The organism is Methanoculleus sp., from assembly GCF_035363275.1.
GTDB lineage: Archaea > Halobacteriota > Methanomicrobia > Methanomicrobiales > Methanoculleaceae > Methanoculleus.
In genome coordinates, this window is record NZ_DAOSET010000005.1 from 1 (window position 1) to 16,983 (window position 16,983).

The 16,983-nt window shown below is 61.1% G+C and carries 17 protein-coding genes; 11 read left to right on the forward strand and 6 right to left on the reverse strand.

Annotation, left to right across the window (positions count from 1 at the left end; genetic code table 11):
• Window positions 1-396: 396 nt before the first annotated feature.
• Window positions 397-777, forward strand: a complete 381-nt coding sequence (locus tag PLN84_RS01620; protein WP_292382897.1) for an ArsR family transcriptional regulator — start codon at window positions 397-399, stop codon at window positions 775-777.
• On the opposite strand, the gene rpiA is transcribed toward PLN84_RS01620, so the two are convergent.
• Entirely contained in the window at window positions 769-1,467 is a 699-nt protein-coding gene (rpiA, locus tag PLN84_RS01625; protein ID WP_292382895.1) for a ribose-5-phosphate isomerase RpiA, read from the reverse strand. The two genes, PLN84_RS01620 and rpiA, sit on opposite strands and share 9 nt — an antisense overlap.
• A gap of 16 nt (window positions 1,468-1,483) precedes the next feature.
• Window positions 1,484-2,275 (reverse strand): 5'/3'-nucleotidase SurE, encoded by a 792-nt coding sequence (gene surE / locus PLN84_RS01630; RefSeq protein ID WP_292382893.1) that lies wholly within the window; start codon window positions 2,273-2,275, stop codon window positions 1,484-1,486.
• An 83-nt stretch (window positions 2,276-2,358) separates the two neighbouring features.
• Between surE and PLN84_RS01635 the strand changes: the two genes are divergently transcribed.
• A complete protein-coding gene (locus PLN84_RS01635) occupies window positions 2,359-3,246 on the forward strand; it encodes an ATP-grasp domain-containing protein (protein ID WP_292382917.1) in 888 nt (295 codons plus the stop codon).
• Window positions 3,243-4,169 carry a hydantoinase/oxoprolinase family protein gene (locus tag PLN84_RS01640; RefSeq protein ID WP_292382892.1) on the forward strand — a complete coding sequence of 309 codons (927 nt, stop codon included), beginning with the start codon at window positions 3,243-3,245 and terminating at the stop codon, window positions 4,167-4,169. Before PLN84_RS01635 ends, PLN84_RS01640 begins: the two co-directional genes overlap by 4 nt.
• A 77-nt stretch (window positions 4,170-4,246) precedes the next feature.
• On the opposite strand, the gene PLN84_RS01645 is transcribed toward PLN84_RS01640, so the two are convergent.
• Entirely contained in the window at window positions 4,247-4,846 is a 600-nt protein-coding gene (locus PLN84_RS01645; RefSeq protein ID WP_292382890.1) for a hypothetical protein, read from the reverse strand.
• A 377-nt stretch (window positions 4,847-5,223) separates the two neighbouring features.
• On the opposite strand from PLN84_RS01645, the gene fdhF (PLN84_RS01650) reads away from it, so the two are divergent.
• From fdhF (PLN84_RS01650) to PLN84_RS01670, 5 genes are all read left to right on the forward strand, one after another.
• Window positions 5,224-7,290: a formate dehydrogenase subunit alpha gene (fdhF, locus tag PLN84_RS01650; RefSeq protein ID WP_292382889.1), complete on the forward strand. Its 2,067-nt coding sequence runs from the start codon at window positions 5,224-5,226 to the stop codon at window positions 7,288-7,290.
• 2 nt (window positions 7,291-7,292) lie between these two features.
• A complete protein-coding gene (locus PLN84_RS01655; RefSeq protein WP_292382887.1) occupies window positions 7,293-8,444 on the forward strand; it encodes a Coenzyme F420 hydrogenase/dehydrogenase, beta subunit C-terminal domain in 1,152 nt (383 codons plus the stop codon).
• 228 nt (window positions 8,445-8,672) lie between these two features.
• Window positions 8,673-10,739 carry a formate dehydrogenase subunit alpha gene (fdhF, locus tag PLN84_RS01660; protein WP_348531868.1) on the forward strand — a complete coding sequence of 689 codons (2,067 nt, stop codon included), beginning with the start codon at window positions 8,673-8,675 and terminating at the stop codon, window positions 10,737-10,739.
• 2 nt (window positions 10,740-10,741) lie between these two features.
• Window positions 10,742-11,980: a Coenzyme F420 hydrogenase/dehydrogenase, beta subunit C-terminal domain gene (locus tag PLN84_RS01665; protein WP_292382883.1), complete on the forward strand. Its 1,239-nt coding sequence runs from the start codon at window positions 10,742-10,744 to the stop codon at window positions 11,978-11,980.
• 483 nt (window positions 11,981-12,463) lie between these two features.
• Window positions 12,464-12,766: a hypothetical protein gene (locus PLN84_RS01670; protein ID WP_292382881.1), complete on the forward strand. Its 303-nt coding sequence runs from the start codon at window positions 12,464-12,466 to the stop codon at window positions 12,764-12,766.
• Window positions 12,767-13,024: 258 nt separating this feature from the next.
• On the opposite strand, the gene PLN84_RS01675 is transcribed toward PLN84_RS01670, so the two are convergent.
• Window positions 13,025-13,519, reverse strand: a complete 495-nt coding sequence (locus tag PLN84_RS01675) for a hypothetical protein (protein ID WP_292382879.1) — start codon at window positions 13,517-13,519, stop codon at window positions 13,025-13,027.
• Between the two features lie 184 nt (window positions 13,520-13,703).
• Entirely contained in the window at window positions 13,704-14,591 is an 888-nt protein-coding gene (locus tag PLN84_RS01680; RefSeq protein WP_292382876.1) for a DUF1616 domain-containing protein, read from the reverse strand.
• Between the two features lie 245 nt (window positions 14,592-14,836).
• Between PLN84_RS01680 and PLN84_RS01685 the strand changes: the two genes are divergently transcribed.
• Both PLN84_RS01685 and PLN84_RS01690 read left to right on the forward strand, forming a co-directional pair.
• The gene (locus tag PLN84_RS01685; protein ID WP_292382874.1) at window positions 14,837-15,394 is read left to right on the forward strand and encodes an archaellin/type IV pilin N-terminal domain-containing protein; all 558 of its coding nucleotides are present in this window, start codon (window positions 14,837-14,839) and stop codon (window positions 15,392-15,394) included.
• The gene (locus tag PLN84_RS01690; protein ID WP_292382872.1) at window positions 15,372-15,971 is read left to right on the forward strand and encodes an archaellin/type IV pilin N-terminal domain-containing protein; all 600 of its coding nucleotides are present in this window, start codon (window positions 15,372-15,374) and stop codon (window positions 15,969-15,971) included. Before PLN84_RS01685 ends, PLN84_RS01690 begins: the two co-directional genes overlap by 23 nt.
• Here the strand turns inward: PLN84_RS01690 and PLN84_RS01695 are convergent.
• The gene (locus PLN84_RS01695; protein ID WP_292382870.1) at window positions 15,965-16,663 is read right to left on the reverse strand and encodes a metal-dependent hydrolase; all 699 of its coding nucleotides are present in this window, start codon (window positions 16,661-16,663) and stop codon (window positions 15,965-15,967) included. The two genes, PLN84_RS01690 and PLN84_RS01695, sit on opposite strands and share 7 nt — an antisense overlap.
• A gap of 96 nt (window positions 16,664-16,759) precedes the next feature.
• Between PLN84_RS01695 and PLN84_RS01700 the strand changes: the two genes are divergently transcribed.
• Window positions 16,760-16,951, forward strand: a complete 192-nt coding sequence (locus PLN84_RS01700) for a hypothetical protein (protein ID WP_292382868.1) — start codon at window positions 16,760-16,762, stop codon at window positions 16,949-16,951.
• Window positions 16,952-16,983 lie beyond the last annotated feature (32 nt).

Below are 16,983 nucleotides of genomic sequence, written 5' to 3' on the forward strand. Positions count from 1 at the left end.
GCTTTTTGGACCGTAAGGGCCGTAAGGGCCGTCGGTCTTCAGCCGTAAGGGCCGTCGGTCTTCAGCCGTAAGGGCCGTAAGGGCCGTCGGTCCCCTCCGACGCGGGAGGGGCGGGACGCGCTCCGGACCAGCATCAGGAGAGACAGAAGCGGAATGAAGTGCCCCCGTTTTCTCCTGCCGGTTATCCCCGGGCGCGATCTCCCGGGCCTGCCCTGCTTCCCGGGGAGCACCCCTTCCGCCGGTGCAAGCGCGATCCGGTAGAGAACAGATTGACGGTATCCGCTCGATACACCAATGCCTCTCTTAAAACCCACACAATCGAAAAATCTCCCATTGAAATAATAATATTTTTATAGTCAGATTTAAAACACTAAATACTAACTGAATGGTGAACGGATGAGGTCAGACAAGGTACGATATTTTACGCCACGTGACGAAGAACTCGCCGAGCTCTTAATCGGCATCGGCATCAAGCGAAACGTCTCCAAAGTGCTCGTATATCTTGCGAATATTGAAGAGGCGACGTCCCGCGACATCGAGCGGGGCACCGATCTCCGCCAGCCCGAAGTCAGCATCGCCATGCGCTACCTCAAAGAGTGCGACTGGATCGACACCCGCGAGAGCAAGTCGGAGAGCAAAGGACGGCCGGTGAAGATCTACACGCTTTCCCGCCCGATAACGGAGATCATGGATACCATCGAGAAAGAGAAGAAACGAGAAGCCCGGCACCAGTTAGACCTTATCCAGAAGATGCGGGAATGCATATCATTACAGTGATACGACGCGGCAGTCCTTCTCCTCACCGACAATAACTGTTATTTTTTCTCCGTATGCGGTAAATAAGCCGCACTCAAGCGCACCCGGGATGGCGGCTATATCCGCTTCCAGGCTCCGGGGGTCTGCAAGAGCCCCGAAGTCGCAGTCGAGGATGAAGTTCCCGTTGTCGGTGACGACCGGGCCATCCTTCTTCACACCGTCCCGGAGGACCGGAGCGGCACCGAGTGCGGCGAGGCGCCGAAAGACTCCCGCGGAGGCGAACGGGAGCACCTCGACCGGGACGGGCGCATTCAGGATATCGACCGTCTTCGTCGGATCGACGACGATGATCACCCTGTCTGCCGCGTCGCAGACGCACTTCTCCCGGAGGAGGGCCGCTCCGCGCCCTTTGATCAGGTGGAGGTCCGGATCGACCTGGTCGGCCCCGTCGATGGCGATATCGAGCCCGGGATGCTCGTCGAGGCTTGTGAGCGGGATGCCGTACTGGCGTGCCCGGATGGCCGCCTGGTAGGACGTCGGGACGCCGGCGATGGAAAGGCCGTCTTTTGCTATCCGCTCCCCCAGTCGCTCCATCGCAAAGAAGACGGTCGACCCGGTGCCGAGACCGACGACCATCCCGTCTTCGACCAGCCCGGCTGCGTGGTAGCCTGCGTTTTGTTTCGATGCCGCCTGCGCCGTAGGTATGGACATACTCTTCACGCTCCCCTCAGATACCCGTGCGGTCAAAGATGCCCCTGAGGTCGTCCGTGGCGCCGAACGCCGTGCAGTCGAGCGTGATGGGTGTTATCGAGACGTTGCCTTTCTGTACCGCGTGCACGTCGGTCCCCTCCGCCGCGTCGTCGTGCAGGGGCCCGTCGATCCAGTAGTAAGGGCGTCCACGGGGGTCGAGGCGCTCCTCCACGCCGGTGTAAAAGAGTTTCTCGGCAAGGCGGGTGATTTCGTAGCCACCGAGCACCGGTGTCGGGATATTCACGTTGATCACGTGGGCGCTCTGGGGGAACCCGTTCGCGAGGACTTTCCCGCAGATATCGCGGACCACCCGCTTCGCATCGAAGAACCGGTCCGTGACCCGTGAGGGGTCGTCGAACTTGTCGCCCTGGTCCTCCACCTGCAGCGAGAAGGCAAGGGCCGGCACCCCCTGGTTAGACGCCTCGAGCGCGGCCCCGACAGTCCCCGAGGTCATGATGGACTCGTACGAGAGGTTTTCACCGATGTTGATCCCGCTGACCACGAGATCCGGGTTCAGGCGCAGCGCAAACAGCCCGATGATGACGGAGTCGGTCGGTTTTCCGCCGACCGAGTATGCCGGCACCCCGTTCATCGTAACCTTTGTTGCTCGTATCGGCTCGAATATGGAGATCGATCGCCCCACGGCGCTCTGCTGGGTGGCGGGCGCGACCACGGTGACGTCGGCGATCGCCGCGAGCGCGTCGTACGCCGCCCAGAGCCCCGCGGACGTGATCCCATCATCGTTGGTGAGCAGAATCTTTGGCTTCATCCTTGTCTATAGGGATAGTCCCCGCGCATCAAATACTTGCCCGATCGTCAGGGTCAAGTGCCTGGCAGGCAACCTGTACTGTGATGAAGGCAATTCTCGCCGAATACTCCGTATGCAACGACCCCGGGCTTGCGCCCGAGGGTGCCGCCATGCTCGCCACGATAAGCGAGAGTTTTGAGAGGTGCGGCTACGACGTGGTGACCCCCGAGGGCTCCGATTTCGAGGGCGAGATCCGGAGGCTCGCGCCGGGGTGCGACGTAGGGCTGGTCATTGCGCCGGACCATCTCCTCTTCCGGTACACGCACCTCCTCGAAGGACTCACCCACAACGTCGGGTGCGGGAGCATGAACGCGGCCGTTTGCGCCAATAAACAACGGGCAGCATCGATCCTCGCCCGGAACGGGGTGGCGGTCCCCCCCGATGCCGGGGCAGGGAAGCGGGTCGTCAAGCCGATCATGGGCTGCGGCGCCCTGGGGGTCAGGCTGACGGACGAGGAGCCGGGCGCCGGCGAGTTTGCCCAGGCATACGTTGAGGGGGAGGCGCTGAGCGTCAGCCTGGTGGGGAGCCGGGTGACCGGCGATGTCTGCGAGTTCTACACGGGCAACCCCCCGCTTCTCCTCGCCGTCAACCGGCAGGAGATCGCCGTTGCGGAGGACGGCAGTTTCCGGTATCTCGGGGGCGAGACGCCCGTCCACCCCGACCGCGAGGAAGAGATCGTCGCGACCGCGGTCAGAGCGGTGAACGTCCTTGGGTGCCAGGGGTATGCCGGGGTCGACGTCGTCGCCGGCGACCGTATCTACGTGGTGGACGTCAACCCGAGACCCACGACCAGCCTGGTCGGCATCGCCGCCATCATGGAGGAGGAGATCGCCGACATTCTCTTCAGGGCGTCGCACGGCGAAGCGTTAGGTGAGGTGCACCTCTCCGGAAGGGTGCGGTTCGATACGGGCGGGAGGATCAGCCGGGTATGATCGGCATCGATATCGGCGGTGCGAACCTCAAGGTCGTCGACGATGCCGGCGTGCATATCCACTACTGCCCGCTCTGGCAGGGGGCACCGCTCGCCGATCTCCTCGAACCATACGCAGAGCCCGCAGCCGTGGTGATGAGCGGGGAACTCGCGGACTGCTTTTCGAGCAAGATCGAGGGGATCCGCTGGATCGTCGATGCCGTCCAGGGGGTCATTCCCGACGCCGCCTTCTACGGGACCGACGCAGCGTTCCATGCCCGGCCGGTCCCGGCCCTTGCCGCCGCAAACTGGCTGGCATCGGCCGACTACCTGAGAGGAGAGTATGCCGACGCGGTCCTCCTCGACGTCGGGAGCACCACCGCCGACGTCATCCCGCTCAACTGTTTCGAAGACCTCAAAGGGCTGACCGACACCCGGCGGCTGCAGAAGCAGTACCTCGTCTACACCGGCATGCTCAGGACGAACGTCGCCACAATCCTCTCGTCGGTCACGCTGGACGGGACGGTAACCCCGGTGAGCACCGAGTACTTCGCTGCAAGCGCCGACGCGCACCTCGTCCTCGGCCATATCGCGCCGGTTGACTACACCTGCCCTGCACCGGATAACGGCGAGAAGACCGTCGACGCTGCGCTCCGGAGGCTCGCCCGGGTTGTCTGCGCAGACATCGATGAGATCGGGAACTCCGGCGGCCTCCAGGTCGCCCGGCAGTTCTGGGAGGCCCAGCGGACGCTGATCGTCCGGGCAGTGGGGCGCGCACTCTTCCGGAGTGGTGCCGAACGGGTGATCACGGCGGGGGTAGGAGCGGAGATCTTTGCCCGTGAACTGGCCGGCATCACGCTGGAGCAGGAGATCGGGGAGGTCGCGGATGCACTCCCGGCCTACGCGGTGAGGGAGGTTGCGCTACGGCGAGCCGCTTGCGACTGACCCTCATCCTGCTGGCGGTCTCGATCGCCATCACGGCGGTGTCGCTGGCGCTCGGCTTTCCGTTCTTCTTTCTCTTCCTATTTATCCCGCTGATCCCGCTCTTCGGGCGACCCCCTGTCGTGAAGCGCTGTCCGGCCTGTGGATGGGAGACCGCAGGCAGCGAGCGCTTCTGCCCCTACGATGGGACGCCGCTCGTGCCCGAGGATGAAGGTGGCGAGGTTCAGCAGGGAGAGCGGTAGAAGGAGGCCAAAGAGTTCTGCTGCCGGTATCGTGCCGAAGTCGCGGGAGGCATAGTTTCTGATCGTCCCCCGATCGACGACGATCCTCATCGCCCGGAGGTATTGCGCCACCCGATTGAAGGGCATCTGGTGCGATAGGAGGAGACAGAGGTCGACGATGGGTGAGGCGAGGCGGGTGTCCGGATAGAACGGTGCGTCTGCGTAGCAGAGGGTGTTGCACCGCTGGCAGTAGAAACGCTTCACGTAGACCCGGATAGTGCGCTCCTTCTCATGATCAAGTATGACGGCAAACCGCTTTGCTCGCAGGTCGTGCCCGGTCACCGGACCGCCGCACGACGGGCAGACATCACGGTCGGTGAACGTTACGCCGTCCATTGCCACAAGGGCACCTCCCACCAGATCGGCGAGCATCGGCGAGACCGGTACTGTCTTCTTCACAATGGCTCCTCCCTGTTTCTGCAGGAAGTGTAGGTCCCCACCGATAATAACATATCCTCCCGGGATTCTCCGGCACAGGGATCATGTGAGTCCACGGAAGGGGCGCTCCGAAGAGGACCCGCCCGCGTCGACTCTGGAGCAGCGAGCGGCCCCTGGAGCCCTGTCCGGAGCAGCGGGTTTAGTAATTTTTGTTAACATCCGCTTATATGTGGATTGGTCGTCTGCTGAAATCCAACACGCCAAACCTCAAACGTACAATATAATGTGTTATCCTTCTAACGATACTGCTGTTAGGTTCAGGGATAAACCAAGTTAACTAATACAATTTAAGTACATTAACATCCGATATTCCGTTCGCCTTAGAGAGGTGTAAAAGTATGACGTTGAAGTATGTAGCCACAACATGCCCCTACTGTGGAACAGGCTGCAGTTTCAACCTTGTCGTTCAGGACGGCAAAGTTGTTGGAACGGCACCCTACCGCCGCTCACCCGTGAACGAGGGGAAGGTCTGCCCGAAGGGCACCTATGCCCATGAATTTGTGAACAGCCCGGACCGCCTCACGAAGCCGCTCATCAAGAAGGACGGCAAGTTTGTCGAGGCGACCTGGGACGAGGCCTATGACCTGATTGCATCGAAGTTTAGGTCCTACAAGCCCGATGAGTTCGCGGCGCTCTCCTCCGCCCGGGTCTCGAACGAAGAGAACTACCTGATGATGAAGTTCGCCCGTGGCGTCATGAAGTCCCGCCATGTCGACCACTGTGCCCGGCTCTGCCACGCCTCCACCGTCGCCGGCCTCGCCGGCGCCTTTGGCTCCGGGGCGATGACCAACTCCATCCTGGACATCGCTGAATCGAAGTGTGTCTTTGTCCTCGGGTCCAACACTTTTGAACAGCACCCGCTCATCGGCCGTAAGATCGTCCAGGCCAAGAAGAACGGCGCGAAGGTCATCTATGCCGACCCGCGCTACACCGCGACCGCCCGTCAGGCCGACCTTTACATGCCGTTCGTCTCCGGCTCCGATGTCGCCATCTTAAACGGCCTGATGCAGGAGATCATCCGGAACGGCTGGGAGGACAGGGAGTTCATCGAGAAGCGGACCAAGGACTACGAGAAACTCAAGGAAGTTGTCATGAAAGACACCTACAGCCTTGAGAACGTCTCGAAGATCTCCGGGATCCCGGTCGAGAGCCTCAAGACTGCCGCCGAGTGGTTCGGTACGACCAAACCCGGCGCGATCCTTTACTCGATGGGCATCACCCAGCACACCGTCGGTGTCGACAACGTCAAGTCGGTGGCAAACATCCAGATGCTGACCGGCAACCTGGGCAAGCCCGGCTCCGGCGTGAACGCGCTCCGTGGCCAGAACAACGTGCAGGGCGCCTGCGACATGGGAGCGCTCCCGGTCGTCTTCACCGGCTACCAGAAGGTCATCGACCCGGCCGCCCACAAGAAGTTCGCCGACGCCTGGGGCTTCCCCGACGGCATCTGCGAGCCCAAGAACGGCTACGAGGTCACCGTCATGATGGACGTCCTGACCGACAACCCCGGCGAACTCAAGTGCATGTACATCATGGGCGAGAACCCGATGCTCTCCGACCCGGACCTGACCCACGTCAAGCATGCTATCGATAACCTGGAGTTCCTGGTCGTCCAGGACATCTTCATGACCGAGACTGCCGAACTCGCCGACGTCGTCCTGCCCGCCGCCTGCTACGCGGAACGCGACGGGACCCAGACCAGCACCGAGCGGCGCGTCCAGATGTGGCGCACGGCCCAGAACCCGCCCGGCGAGGCAAAGGTCGACTGGCAGATCATCAGCGAACTCGCGGCAAAGATGGGCTACGCTGCCCAGTTCCCCTACCAGAGCGCCGAGGAGATCTTCAACGAGGTCGCGAAGGTCACCCCCTCGTATGCCGGCATGAACTACCAGCGGCTCAACCGGCCCGAAGCTCTCCACTGGCCCTGCCCCGCGGCAGACCACCCCGGCACGCCGATTCTCCACAAGGAGAAGTTTGCCCACCCCGACGGCCTCGGCATCTTCACCCCGATCGAGTGGAAACCCCCGGCGGAGGTCCCCGACGCGGAGTATCCGTTCGTCCTCACCACCGGCCGTGTCCTCTGGCACTGGCACACCGGCACCATGACCCGCCGGTCCGCGACCCTCGACGCCGAGGTCCCGACGGGCTGGATCGAGATCAACCCCGAGGATGCGAAAGCACTCGGCATCAAGGATAAGGAGACGGTTCGTGCGACCACCCGCCGCGGTACGGTGAACGTTCCCGCGAAGGTGACCAAAGACATCATGAAGGGCGTCATGTTCATGCCGTTCCATTTCAAGGAGTGTGCGGCGAACGTCCTGACAAACAACGCTCTCGACCCGATCGCGAAGATCCCGGAGTTCAAGGCCTGTGCTGTGAAGGTCGAGAAGATTACGGAGGCCTGAATATGGCTGCAATTGGAGATACGTTCTACGCATGGGCGGCCGACGCCGACGTGCTGAAGAAAGGAGAGTGCGGAGGTGCGATCACCGCCCTCCAGCAGTACGCCCTTAAGTCCGGCATGGTGGACGCTGTCCTCGCCATCAGGAAGGGTGCGGACCTTTACGACGCCGTCCCCACGCTCATCACCGACCCCGCCGAGATCGCACAGACGGCAGGATCCCTTCACTGCGGGACGCTCCTGCTCTCGAAAGTGGTGAAGGATTACCTTGATGCCAACAAGACCGCACGGCTCGGCGTCACGGTCAAGGGCTGCGACACGATGGGCCTGATCGAACTTGCGAGGCGCGATGCAGTCGATATGGATCGTCTCCTCCTTCTCGGAGTCAACTGTGGCGGCTCGGTCAGCCCGATCCTGGCCCGCAAGATGATCCGCGAGAAGTTCGAGGTCGACCCCGACCAGGTCCACAAGGAAGAGATCGACAAGGGCCAGTTCATCATTGAGTATGAAGGCGGCCACAAAGGAATCAAGATAGACGATCTCGAGGACGAGGGTTACGGCCGCCGGTCCAACTGCCGCCGGTGCCTCTACAAGGTCCCGCGCCAGGCGGACCTCGCCTGCGGCAACTGGGGCGTCATCGGTGAAAAAGCCGGAAATGCCACGTTCGTCGAGGTCTGCTCCGAGAAGGGCGCAAACCTCCTCGATGCAGCTGTTGCAGCCGGAGCCGTCAAGACCGGCGCCGTACCTGCAAAGGCACTCGAGATCCGCGGCAAGGTCGAGGGCGCGATGCTGGGTCTCGGCAACAAGTGGCGGAAGAAGAACTTTGAGGCGCTTGCATCCGACCTCTGGGGCACCATTGCCCGCGAGACCGGCCGGTGCATCAAGTGCTACTCCTGCATCGAGAACTGTCCGGTCTGCTTCCCGGTCGCAGAGGAACTCAAAGGAAACTCCAGGATGATCACTTCCGGAGAGGTTCCGCCGAACCCGATGTTCCACCTCCGACGGTTTGCGCACATCTCCGACTCCTGCATCAACTGCGGCCAGTGCGAAGAGCTCTGCCCGATGGATATCCCGCTCGCGCTCTTCTCTCATGCCATCAGGACCGAGGGTGACAGCGCGTTCGAGTCCAAACTCGGGAAGGCGCCCTACACCAACTAATCCTTTTTTCTCTCCGCTGCAGCTCATCCGGCGTTATTCCAGGAGCGCCCTGACCTATAAACCCGGACGATATCGCCGCATGCAGATCCGGCCGATGATTCACGGTGTTGGCACCGACCTCACAGAAGGGAGGGGCGTGCGACCCACACATATTCATCAAAAACCGGCTTGTTAATCACTAGTGTTAAATATTCCCATCGTCAATATCTGTGCATCCGAGGTTTAACCATGGATCTCAAGTATGTACAGACAACGTGCCCGTACTGTGGTACGGGATGCAGTTTCAACCTCGTCGTGAAGGACGGGAAGGTTGTCGGCACACAACCTTACAAGCGTTCTCCGGTCAACGAGGGGAAGGTCTGCCCCAAGGGGACCTACGCTCACGAGTTCGTGAACAGCCCGGACCGTCTCACGAAGCCGCTCATCAAGAAGGACGGCAAGTTCGTCGAGGCGACCTGGGACGAGGCCTATGACCTGATCGCGCAGAAGTTCAAGTCCTACAAGCCCGACGAGATCGCCTGCCTCTCTTCCGCTCGTGTCTCGAACGAAGAGAACTACCTGCTGATGAAATTGGCACGCGGCGTCTTCAAGACCCGGCACATCGACCACTGCGCCCGGCTTTGCCACGCTTCCACCGTCGCGGGTCTTGCCGCCTCCTTCGGCTCCGGGGCGATGACCAACTCGATCCTCGACATCGCCGAATCGAAGTGCGTCTTCATCATCGGGTCCAACACCTTCGAGCAGCACCCGCTCATCGGCCGCAAGGTCATGCAGGCAAAGCTGAACGGTGGAAAGCTCATCGTATTCGACCCGCGCAAGACGCCGACCGCAAAGCAGGCTGACCTCTACGCATCCTTCTACTCCGGCACCGACGTGGCCATCCTCAACTGCCTGATGGGCGAGATCATCCGAAACGGCTGGGAAGACAAGGAATGGGTCTCGACCCGTGCAAAGGGATACGAGGAACTCAAAGCGGTCGTGCTCAGCGACACGTACCTCCCCGAGAACGTCGAGAAGATCTCCGGTATTGCCGCTGCCGATCTCAAGACCGCAGCCGAGTGGATCGGTACCGCCGAATCCTCCGCACTCCTCTACTCGATGGGCATCACCCAGCACACGGTGGGTGTCGACAACGTCAAGTCGACCGCAAACATCCAGATGCTCACCGGAAACATCGGCAAGCGCGGTGGCGGCGTGAACGCGCTCCGTGGCCAGAACAACGTGCAGGGCGCCTGCGACATGGGAGCGCTCCCGGTCGTCTTCACCGGCTACCAGAAGGTCATCGACCCGGCCGCCCACAAGAAGTTCGCCGACGCCTGGGGCTTCCCCGACGGCATCTGCGAGCCCAAGAACGGCTACGAGGTCACCGTCATGATGGACGTCCTGACCGACAACCCCGGCGAACTCAAGTGCATGTACATCATGGGCGAGAACCCGATGCTCTCCGACCCGGACCTCAACCACGTCAAGCACGCTCTCGAGAGTCTGGAGTTCCTGGTCGTCCAGGATATCTTCCTGACCGAGACTGCCCAGATGGCCGACGTTGTCCTCCCCGCCACCTGCTACGCAGAGAAGGACGGGACCCAGACCTCCACCGAGCGGCGCGTCCAGATGTGGCGCAAGGCCCAGGACCCGCCCGGCGAGGCAAAGGTCGACTGGCAGATCATCTGCGAAGTGGCAGCTGCCATGGGCTACGCCAAGCAGTTCACCTTCCAGAGCGCCGAGGAGATCTTCAACGAGATGGCCTCCCTCACCCCGTCCTACCACGGCATGACCTACGAGCGGCTCAACAGGCCCGAAGCGCTCCACTGGCCCTGCCCCACTGTAGAGCACCCCGGCACACCCATCCTGCACATCGGCAAGTGTTCGCACCCCGACGGCATGGGCGTGATGCACCCCATCGAGTGGAAACCCCCGGCGGAAGTTCCCGACGATGAGTACCCCTATCTCTTCACCACCGGACGCTGTATCTGGCACTGGCACACCGGGTCCATGACCCGCCGCTCTGCGACCCTCGATGCTGAGGTCCCCACCGGCTGGATCGAGATCAGCCCCGAGGATGCAGAAGCGCTCGGCGTCCAGAACAAAGAAATGGTCCGTGTGACCTCCCGCCGCGGGACCATCGACGTCGCCACAAAGGTGACCAAAGACATCAAGAAGGGTGTCATGTTCATGCCGTTCCACTTCGCCGAGTGCGCGGCGAACATACTGACTCACAATGCCCTTGACCCGATCGCGAAGATCCCGGAGTTCAAGGCCTGTGCTGTGAAAGTTGAGAAGATTACGGAGGCCTGAAAATGGCAGCGAAAGGAGACACGTTCTACGCCTGGGCAGCCGACGCCGCCTGCCAGGAGAGAGGCGAATGCGGCGGAGCGGTCACCGCTCTGCTGACGCACGCGCTTAAGTCCGGCATGGTGGACGCTGTCCTTGCCGTCAAGAAGGGACAGGATATTTACGATGCTGTCCCCACGCTCATCACCGACCCCGCCGAGATCGCCCAGACGGCCGGCTCGCTCCACTGCGGGACGCTCCTGCTCTCGAAGCTGGTCAAGCAGTACCTTGACGGCGCCGAGAAGATGCGGATCGCCGTTCCGGTCAAGGGTTGTGACGCGATGGGCCTGTACGAGCTCGCGAAGCGCAACCAGGTCAACCTGGACAACGTCCTGATGATCGGGCTCAACTGTGGCGGCTCGGTCAGCCCCGTGGCTGCCCGGAAGATGATCCGCGAGAAGTTCGGGGTCGACCCCGACGACGTCGTCAAGGAAGAGATCGACAAGGGCCAGTTCATCATCGTCACGAAAGACGGCCAGCACAAGGGCATCTCGATGGACGAGCTCGAGGAGGAGGGCTTCGGCCGCCGCAGCAACTGCCGCCGCTGCAAGATGAAGGTCCCGCGCCAGGCGGACCTCGCCTGCGGCAACTGGGGCGTCATCGGCGATAAGGCCGGGAAGGCCACGTTCGTCGAGGTCTGCTCCGAGAAGGGTGCAAACCTCCTCAACGGTGCCGTGCAGGCTGGAGCCGTCAAGACCGACGCCGTGCCCGCAAAGGCACTCGAGATCCGCGGCAAGGTCGAGAACGCGATGCTGAAACTCGGCGACAAGTGGCGGGCCCGCTACTTCGAGGGACTCGGCGAAGGGAAGGACCGCTTAAAGAAGATCATGAACGATACTTCCCGGTGCATCAAGTGCTACGCCTGCATCGAGAACTGCCCGATCTGCTACTGCGTCGAGTGCAGCACGAAGAAGTCCTACCTGGTCACGCCCGGTCAGGTCCCGCCGCCCTTCATGTTCCACCTGATCCGCTACGCCCACGTCTCGGATTCGTGCATCAACTGCGGCCAGTGCGAGGAGAACTGCGCGATGGATATCCCGAATGCGCTCTTCATGCACGCCCTGCAGGCGGACATGGAACAGATGTTCGGCCACACCCCGGGTGTGGACATGGAGCTCCCGGTCCTCGCGCTCGTCGAGGAACAGACGGAACGCAAGCGTCTCTCCGACACCGGCAGCGACCAGATCTTCGACATCTTCAAGTAAGGGGAAGACTCCCCTCTTTTTTTGGCAAGGCTGCAACCGGTGAACCACGGCTCTCCGGCCCCGTGCGGCGGGCAGCGGTGGACGGTGCCGCGTCGAGGGCATAGCCACTCCCCTTCGCAAGCGTTCCCGGGGGAACTTCCGGGCACGGCTATGGCTGCCCCCTGGGAGGTGGGGTGGTTCGATTTGACTGCTTCTGACTCATGATCTGTGGGGCAACCCGGGCATCGATGTGAGTGGTGATAGGAATCACTGTGTTTGGCAATGGGTTTCGGAAAAAGAAGGCCACGCGATGGTAAATTGAACGAGAGAGGGGAAGAGTTGAGCGAAGTACTTGAATTCCATCTCGAAAGAATTATCATACCTCAATGGTCTACAGTGAACACCGCTCTGAGAGATAGCAATAATTATCGGGACAAGTGTATCTGGTCCCCCTTTTTAAGCGTGCGATGACCGCAGAGCGATGAAAAATGAGGAGGTTTTGGTATGACGAGATACTATTCCAGCTGGCACATTAATCCCGCACTGATTCCCACCAATCCGGAGGAGCGGATGAAGCTCTGGCACACGCTGCTCGAACGAGTGAAAGCTGAAATGAAGATGGGTGCACTGACAGAATGGGGGATCTCTCCCAGTTTCAACGGTTATTCGATCCGGGACGGGGATGAGAAAGGAATTATGGCTGCAACCTCAAACTGGACACCCTTTATTCTCGTGGATAGTCTTGAACCTATTCTTACTTCAGACGAGGCACTTGACTCGGTGAAACGGCTTGAAACTAAAAAGTAATACTATCACCCTTTTTTGAAAAAGGACATCAGTCGAACACGATCCCCGGTGGAACACCCCTTCGTCGTGATGAAGCAGGCGTTTCATGCAGGCCACCGTTGTCAGGTGCTAACATGAGCGAGTATTGGGTCCAGGGGGGCCCGGGGAAGATCCGGCTCCAGCACCCGGGGCCACGAAACAGGGTCCTATACTGCAGAATCCAGGTAACGGTCCCGCAGTAAGATGGTATACGAAAAAGAAGGGATTGTAAGGTCCCGCTCACGGAAGCGTGTGGGAGAGGGCCGGGATAGCAAACTGGTTCTCGAACGTCTCCTCGTGGCCGTCCGGGAACCGGACCAACGTCAGGTTCGGGGAGAAATCGGCATCGACGAGCGGTGCAAACCAGTAACTTTCAAGCACCTCCTGCGCTCCGGTGAAGTCGAGTCCCGGCGTCGAGTAGACGTTCCCGTCATCGGCGCTCTTGATCCTGGCAAAACTCTGGATCGAGAATGTAGCGGCGTTGCTCTCGACCGAAGTCACCGTTACCGGTGTCCCGCATGCCCCCTCGAGCGCGGACTTCAGTTCCTGCTCCGGCTCAGCGATCTTGAAGAAGACGGCGATCCTCTCGATCCACGAGAGAGTGTAGTTAAAGGTGATATCTGCGCTTCCATCCTCGTCCACGGTTATCAGGAGGTTGTCTGCGCTGAAAGCCCCGACAGGGACAGTCATGAGCGCCAGAACCAGGAGGGAGGCGACCACAATTCCGCGTTTCATCTGTGTACCTCGAAGAACTGTATGCCGTCCGGATTGATAAATATTTGGAAAAACTCGTTGTACATGCAATTACAGTCCATCAGGGACGACTCTCCGATCCGGCGACCCGCTCCCGTCACGGAGGCCGCGTTATCGGGGTCGCTTGAGAACAGCATGCAGGCGACCCCTTCTCCCCGGCCTGCCGTCAGTGCACCCGCAGCCAGAGGCGCAGATTGCGGTAACTTGCATCGGTGAGGTTGTTCACCGGGATCTCATCGGGCGGCGTCTCTTTGAAGAGGAGGAACTCGATCCTGTCCGTATCCGGGTCACTGATCCGGAAGGTGTAGGGTTGCTCTACGGTCTGGTTATGGGGCACCGTGACGGAGAATCGGTCGAGCAGCGTCGCCGAGACGATCGTCGACTGGTTCTTTGCGGTATCAAGCCTGCTCTCCACGGCAAACGTCTCCACCGTGTAGGTAACCTCCTGATGCTCGTGGTTCCCGATCCCGATGATGACCGTCTGCGGCGTTCCGGCCATGAACTCCGTCGGGTAATCGGCTGCCGTCCCCTTCGGCCCGAGGATGTAGAACTCGGTGAACCTCTCTCCCTCGTCCGGGGCGACGACGATGAAGATCGTCGTCCCGATGGCCACGAGGAGGGCGGCAACGAGGACGATACCCAGGACCCGGTTGATCCGGGACGCGGAGCTGCCCGAGCTCTCCTCCTGCCCCGCGGTGAGGAACGTGCCGAACGGGACCGTACAACGGCTTTCTTCCGGCAGGCCGCAACGCCGGGACCCTGCGATAAGACCGGTGATGACGCTGGATGCCGCAAGAGAGGCGACAACAGGGAGGATCCGGATATCCGGGTGGATGTAATTCAGCACGAGGCCGAAGAGCAATACAATAGCGATGGCGAGCCCTGAGATGAATGGCAGGGCAACGAGTACGTGAGGGAGACTCCCGCTGATGACCGGGAGATAAACGCCAATGAGGGCGAGGATAACCCATAGATGGGCGAGGTTTACATCCGGCGGGACGGTATGGTGACCGGCAGGACAGATGAAGCGATCGGCGGGTGGTTCAGGCGGCATTCTGGTACCTCATGAAAAGCCCTGCTATAAATAGGTTCTCCGGGGACGCCCATCTCCGGTTCCCGCGGCGTCGACGGGCGTGACTTCCCGAAGCGGGCTCCTCTGCCGGGCGAGTGATCGCCGTGATCGGCGGCTTCCCGCACTGGAATCGCCCTGCCCGAAGAAGGTCCGGTGGCACCTATGGCGATACGACCCCGGAAAAAATCAGTATATTTTAATTGGAGTGTGACAAACGTGCGATCAGTATGCTACGGGAGGAGAGGGACGATCGGGCTTTCACGGGACTTGAGGCGGCCATCATCTTCATCGCCTTTGTTGTCGTTGCATCGGTCTTTGCCTACATCGTTCTCGGGATGGGCATGATTACAGCGCAGAAGAACCAGGAAGTGATGCATGCCGCCCTCGAAGAAGCCGGGTCCGCTCTCCGACCGGGATACGTGGTCATCGCCAGACTGAACTCATCAAGCGTGCTCGATACTGTGGAGTTCGACCTTGAGACCGCGACCGATCTCGCCGCGGTCGATATGGGGAGCATGACCTACACCATCGCCACAAAGGAGACCCTCGTCACGTTCTCCCCCGGCGATACCCGCGTCACCGAAAACTGGCGGTATCAAAAAGATGCCGGAGACTTCCTGGAGGCAGGGGAGGTCGTCACGGTGAACCTTAAGGTCGATAGTGCAGGCATCCGGCCTGGTGATACGTTCACCATCGAGATGACCGCCGCGGGAGGGGCGACCGCTTCACTGACCAGAACAATTCCCACGGGCATTGAGACGAATGTTCACTTCGAGATCTTCTGATACGTCTGGCCTGTCTGATGCCGGGTTCACCGGCCTGGAAGCGGCAATCGTCCTCATTGCATTTGTCGTCGTTGCATCGGTCTTTGCCTTTGTCGTTCTGCAGGCAGGGTTCTTCTCTGCACAGCAGGGTCAGTCGGTTGTTCATCAGGGTGTCGGACAGGCCGGGTCAAGTTGCATGGTGACCGGAAACGTCTACGGCATCAGCAAGAGTCACAACTACATCGAATCCATCATCATTCCGGTCAGACTCACCGCCGGCGGCGAGCCGATCGATATGACCACGGTCTCTGTCCGTATCGTCGGTCCCCGGCATAAGGGGCTACTCACGCAGAGCGAACCTCTTGTTACCAGGGCTCCCAAGAGCGGGTTCTGGAGTATCCAGGAACAATTGAACAGCGACTGCGACCTCCTTCTCGAAGCCGGGGAAGAGTGTTTCTTGAACATCGCGCCGCAGACCCTGACCGACTGCGCTCCATACGGATCGTTTGTCGTCGAGATCAAACCGGCGGGGAGGGCGGCGCTCCGTGTGGAGAGAACCGTCCCGGGCTGCATCACTACGATCACGTCTCTTCACTGACGGCTCTGCCCGGCGTTCAGGAGGTCCCGGTACCTGAGCGTCCCGGCGACCCCGACGGCACCCACCAGTCCAAGCATCAGGCAATCCTCCGGCCCGCCCCCTGTCATAAGGATGCTCTCCGGGAGGCCGGCCGCCCAGGCGTAGAGGGAGGCAAGGGCGAGGAGGCCGAGGAGCGGAATGGAGACGCTGACGAGTTTGCGAGCGGCCGGAAGAAGGTCCGGCCGGGGATTCCAGCAGGCGGTGAGGGCGATGCCGGCCGATGCGAAAAGAAAGACCCACTCCGAGAGCGACGAAGCCTCTGCAAGCAAGGCGTTGCCGAAGTAGTTGGTGTACTCGTAGGGCTGATACGGACCGAGGAGCGGGAAGCACCAGGTGACGGGTAATGTCCACATCGTGTCGAGGACCTGGTGGGAGAGCCCGCCCGCTGCGACGGCGAGGAGTGCAAACGACCCCTGTCGCCGCTCGACGGCGATGCCGAGAGCGAGGAGGAGCACGAGGAAGAGCAGCCCGTGCGCGAATATCCGGCCGGAGTCGAGAGAATCCGCGAGCAGGATGTGGCCCACTGGTTTGTCGATCAGGTCGGGAAGGACGGCCCCGAGGGCGGAGAAGCCGATGAGCCGCCGATCGCCCAGGTGCCTGGCAAGCGCGAGCCCGAGGACGAGGCCGAAGAGGAGGTGGCAGGCGATGAACATCCATCATGGAATTGACGCCTGCCGGCATATAACCCTGCGGTGCGGGCGTATGCGCAAACGATTATGGCCGGCGAAGACCGATAGTTCCCCATCAACATGGCAACGCTCGAGAGACGGGAACTCCTCATCATCTTCGCATCCTTCCTCATTGGCAGTGCAGCAGGCTGGTGGAGCCGCATGCACTGGCAGAGCAGCCTCGCTGCCGTCGCTTCGATGCTCATCGGGACCGTCGTCGGCTACTTCATCATTCTCGCCGTCCTCCGTGCCGTGGGTCACCCGGTCGGGTAGCCGGCGTGGAACGGAATGCGGCGGCACACTCC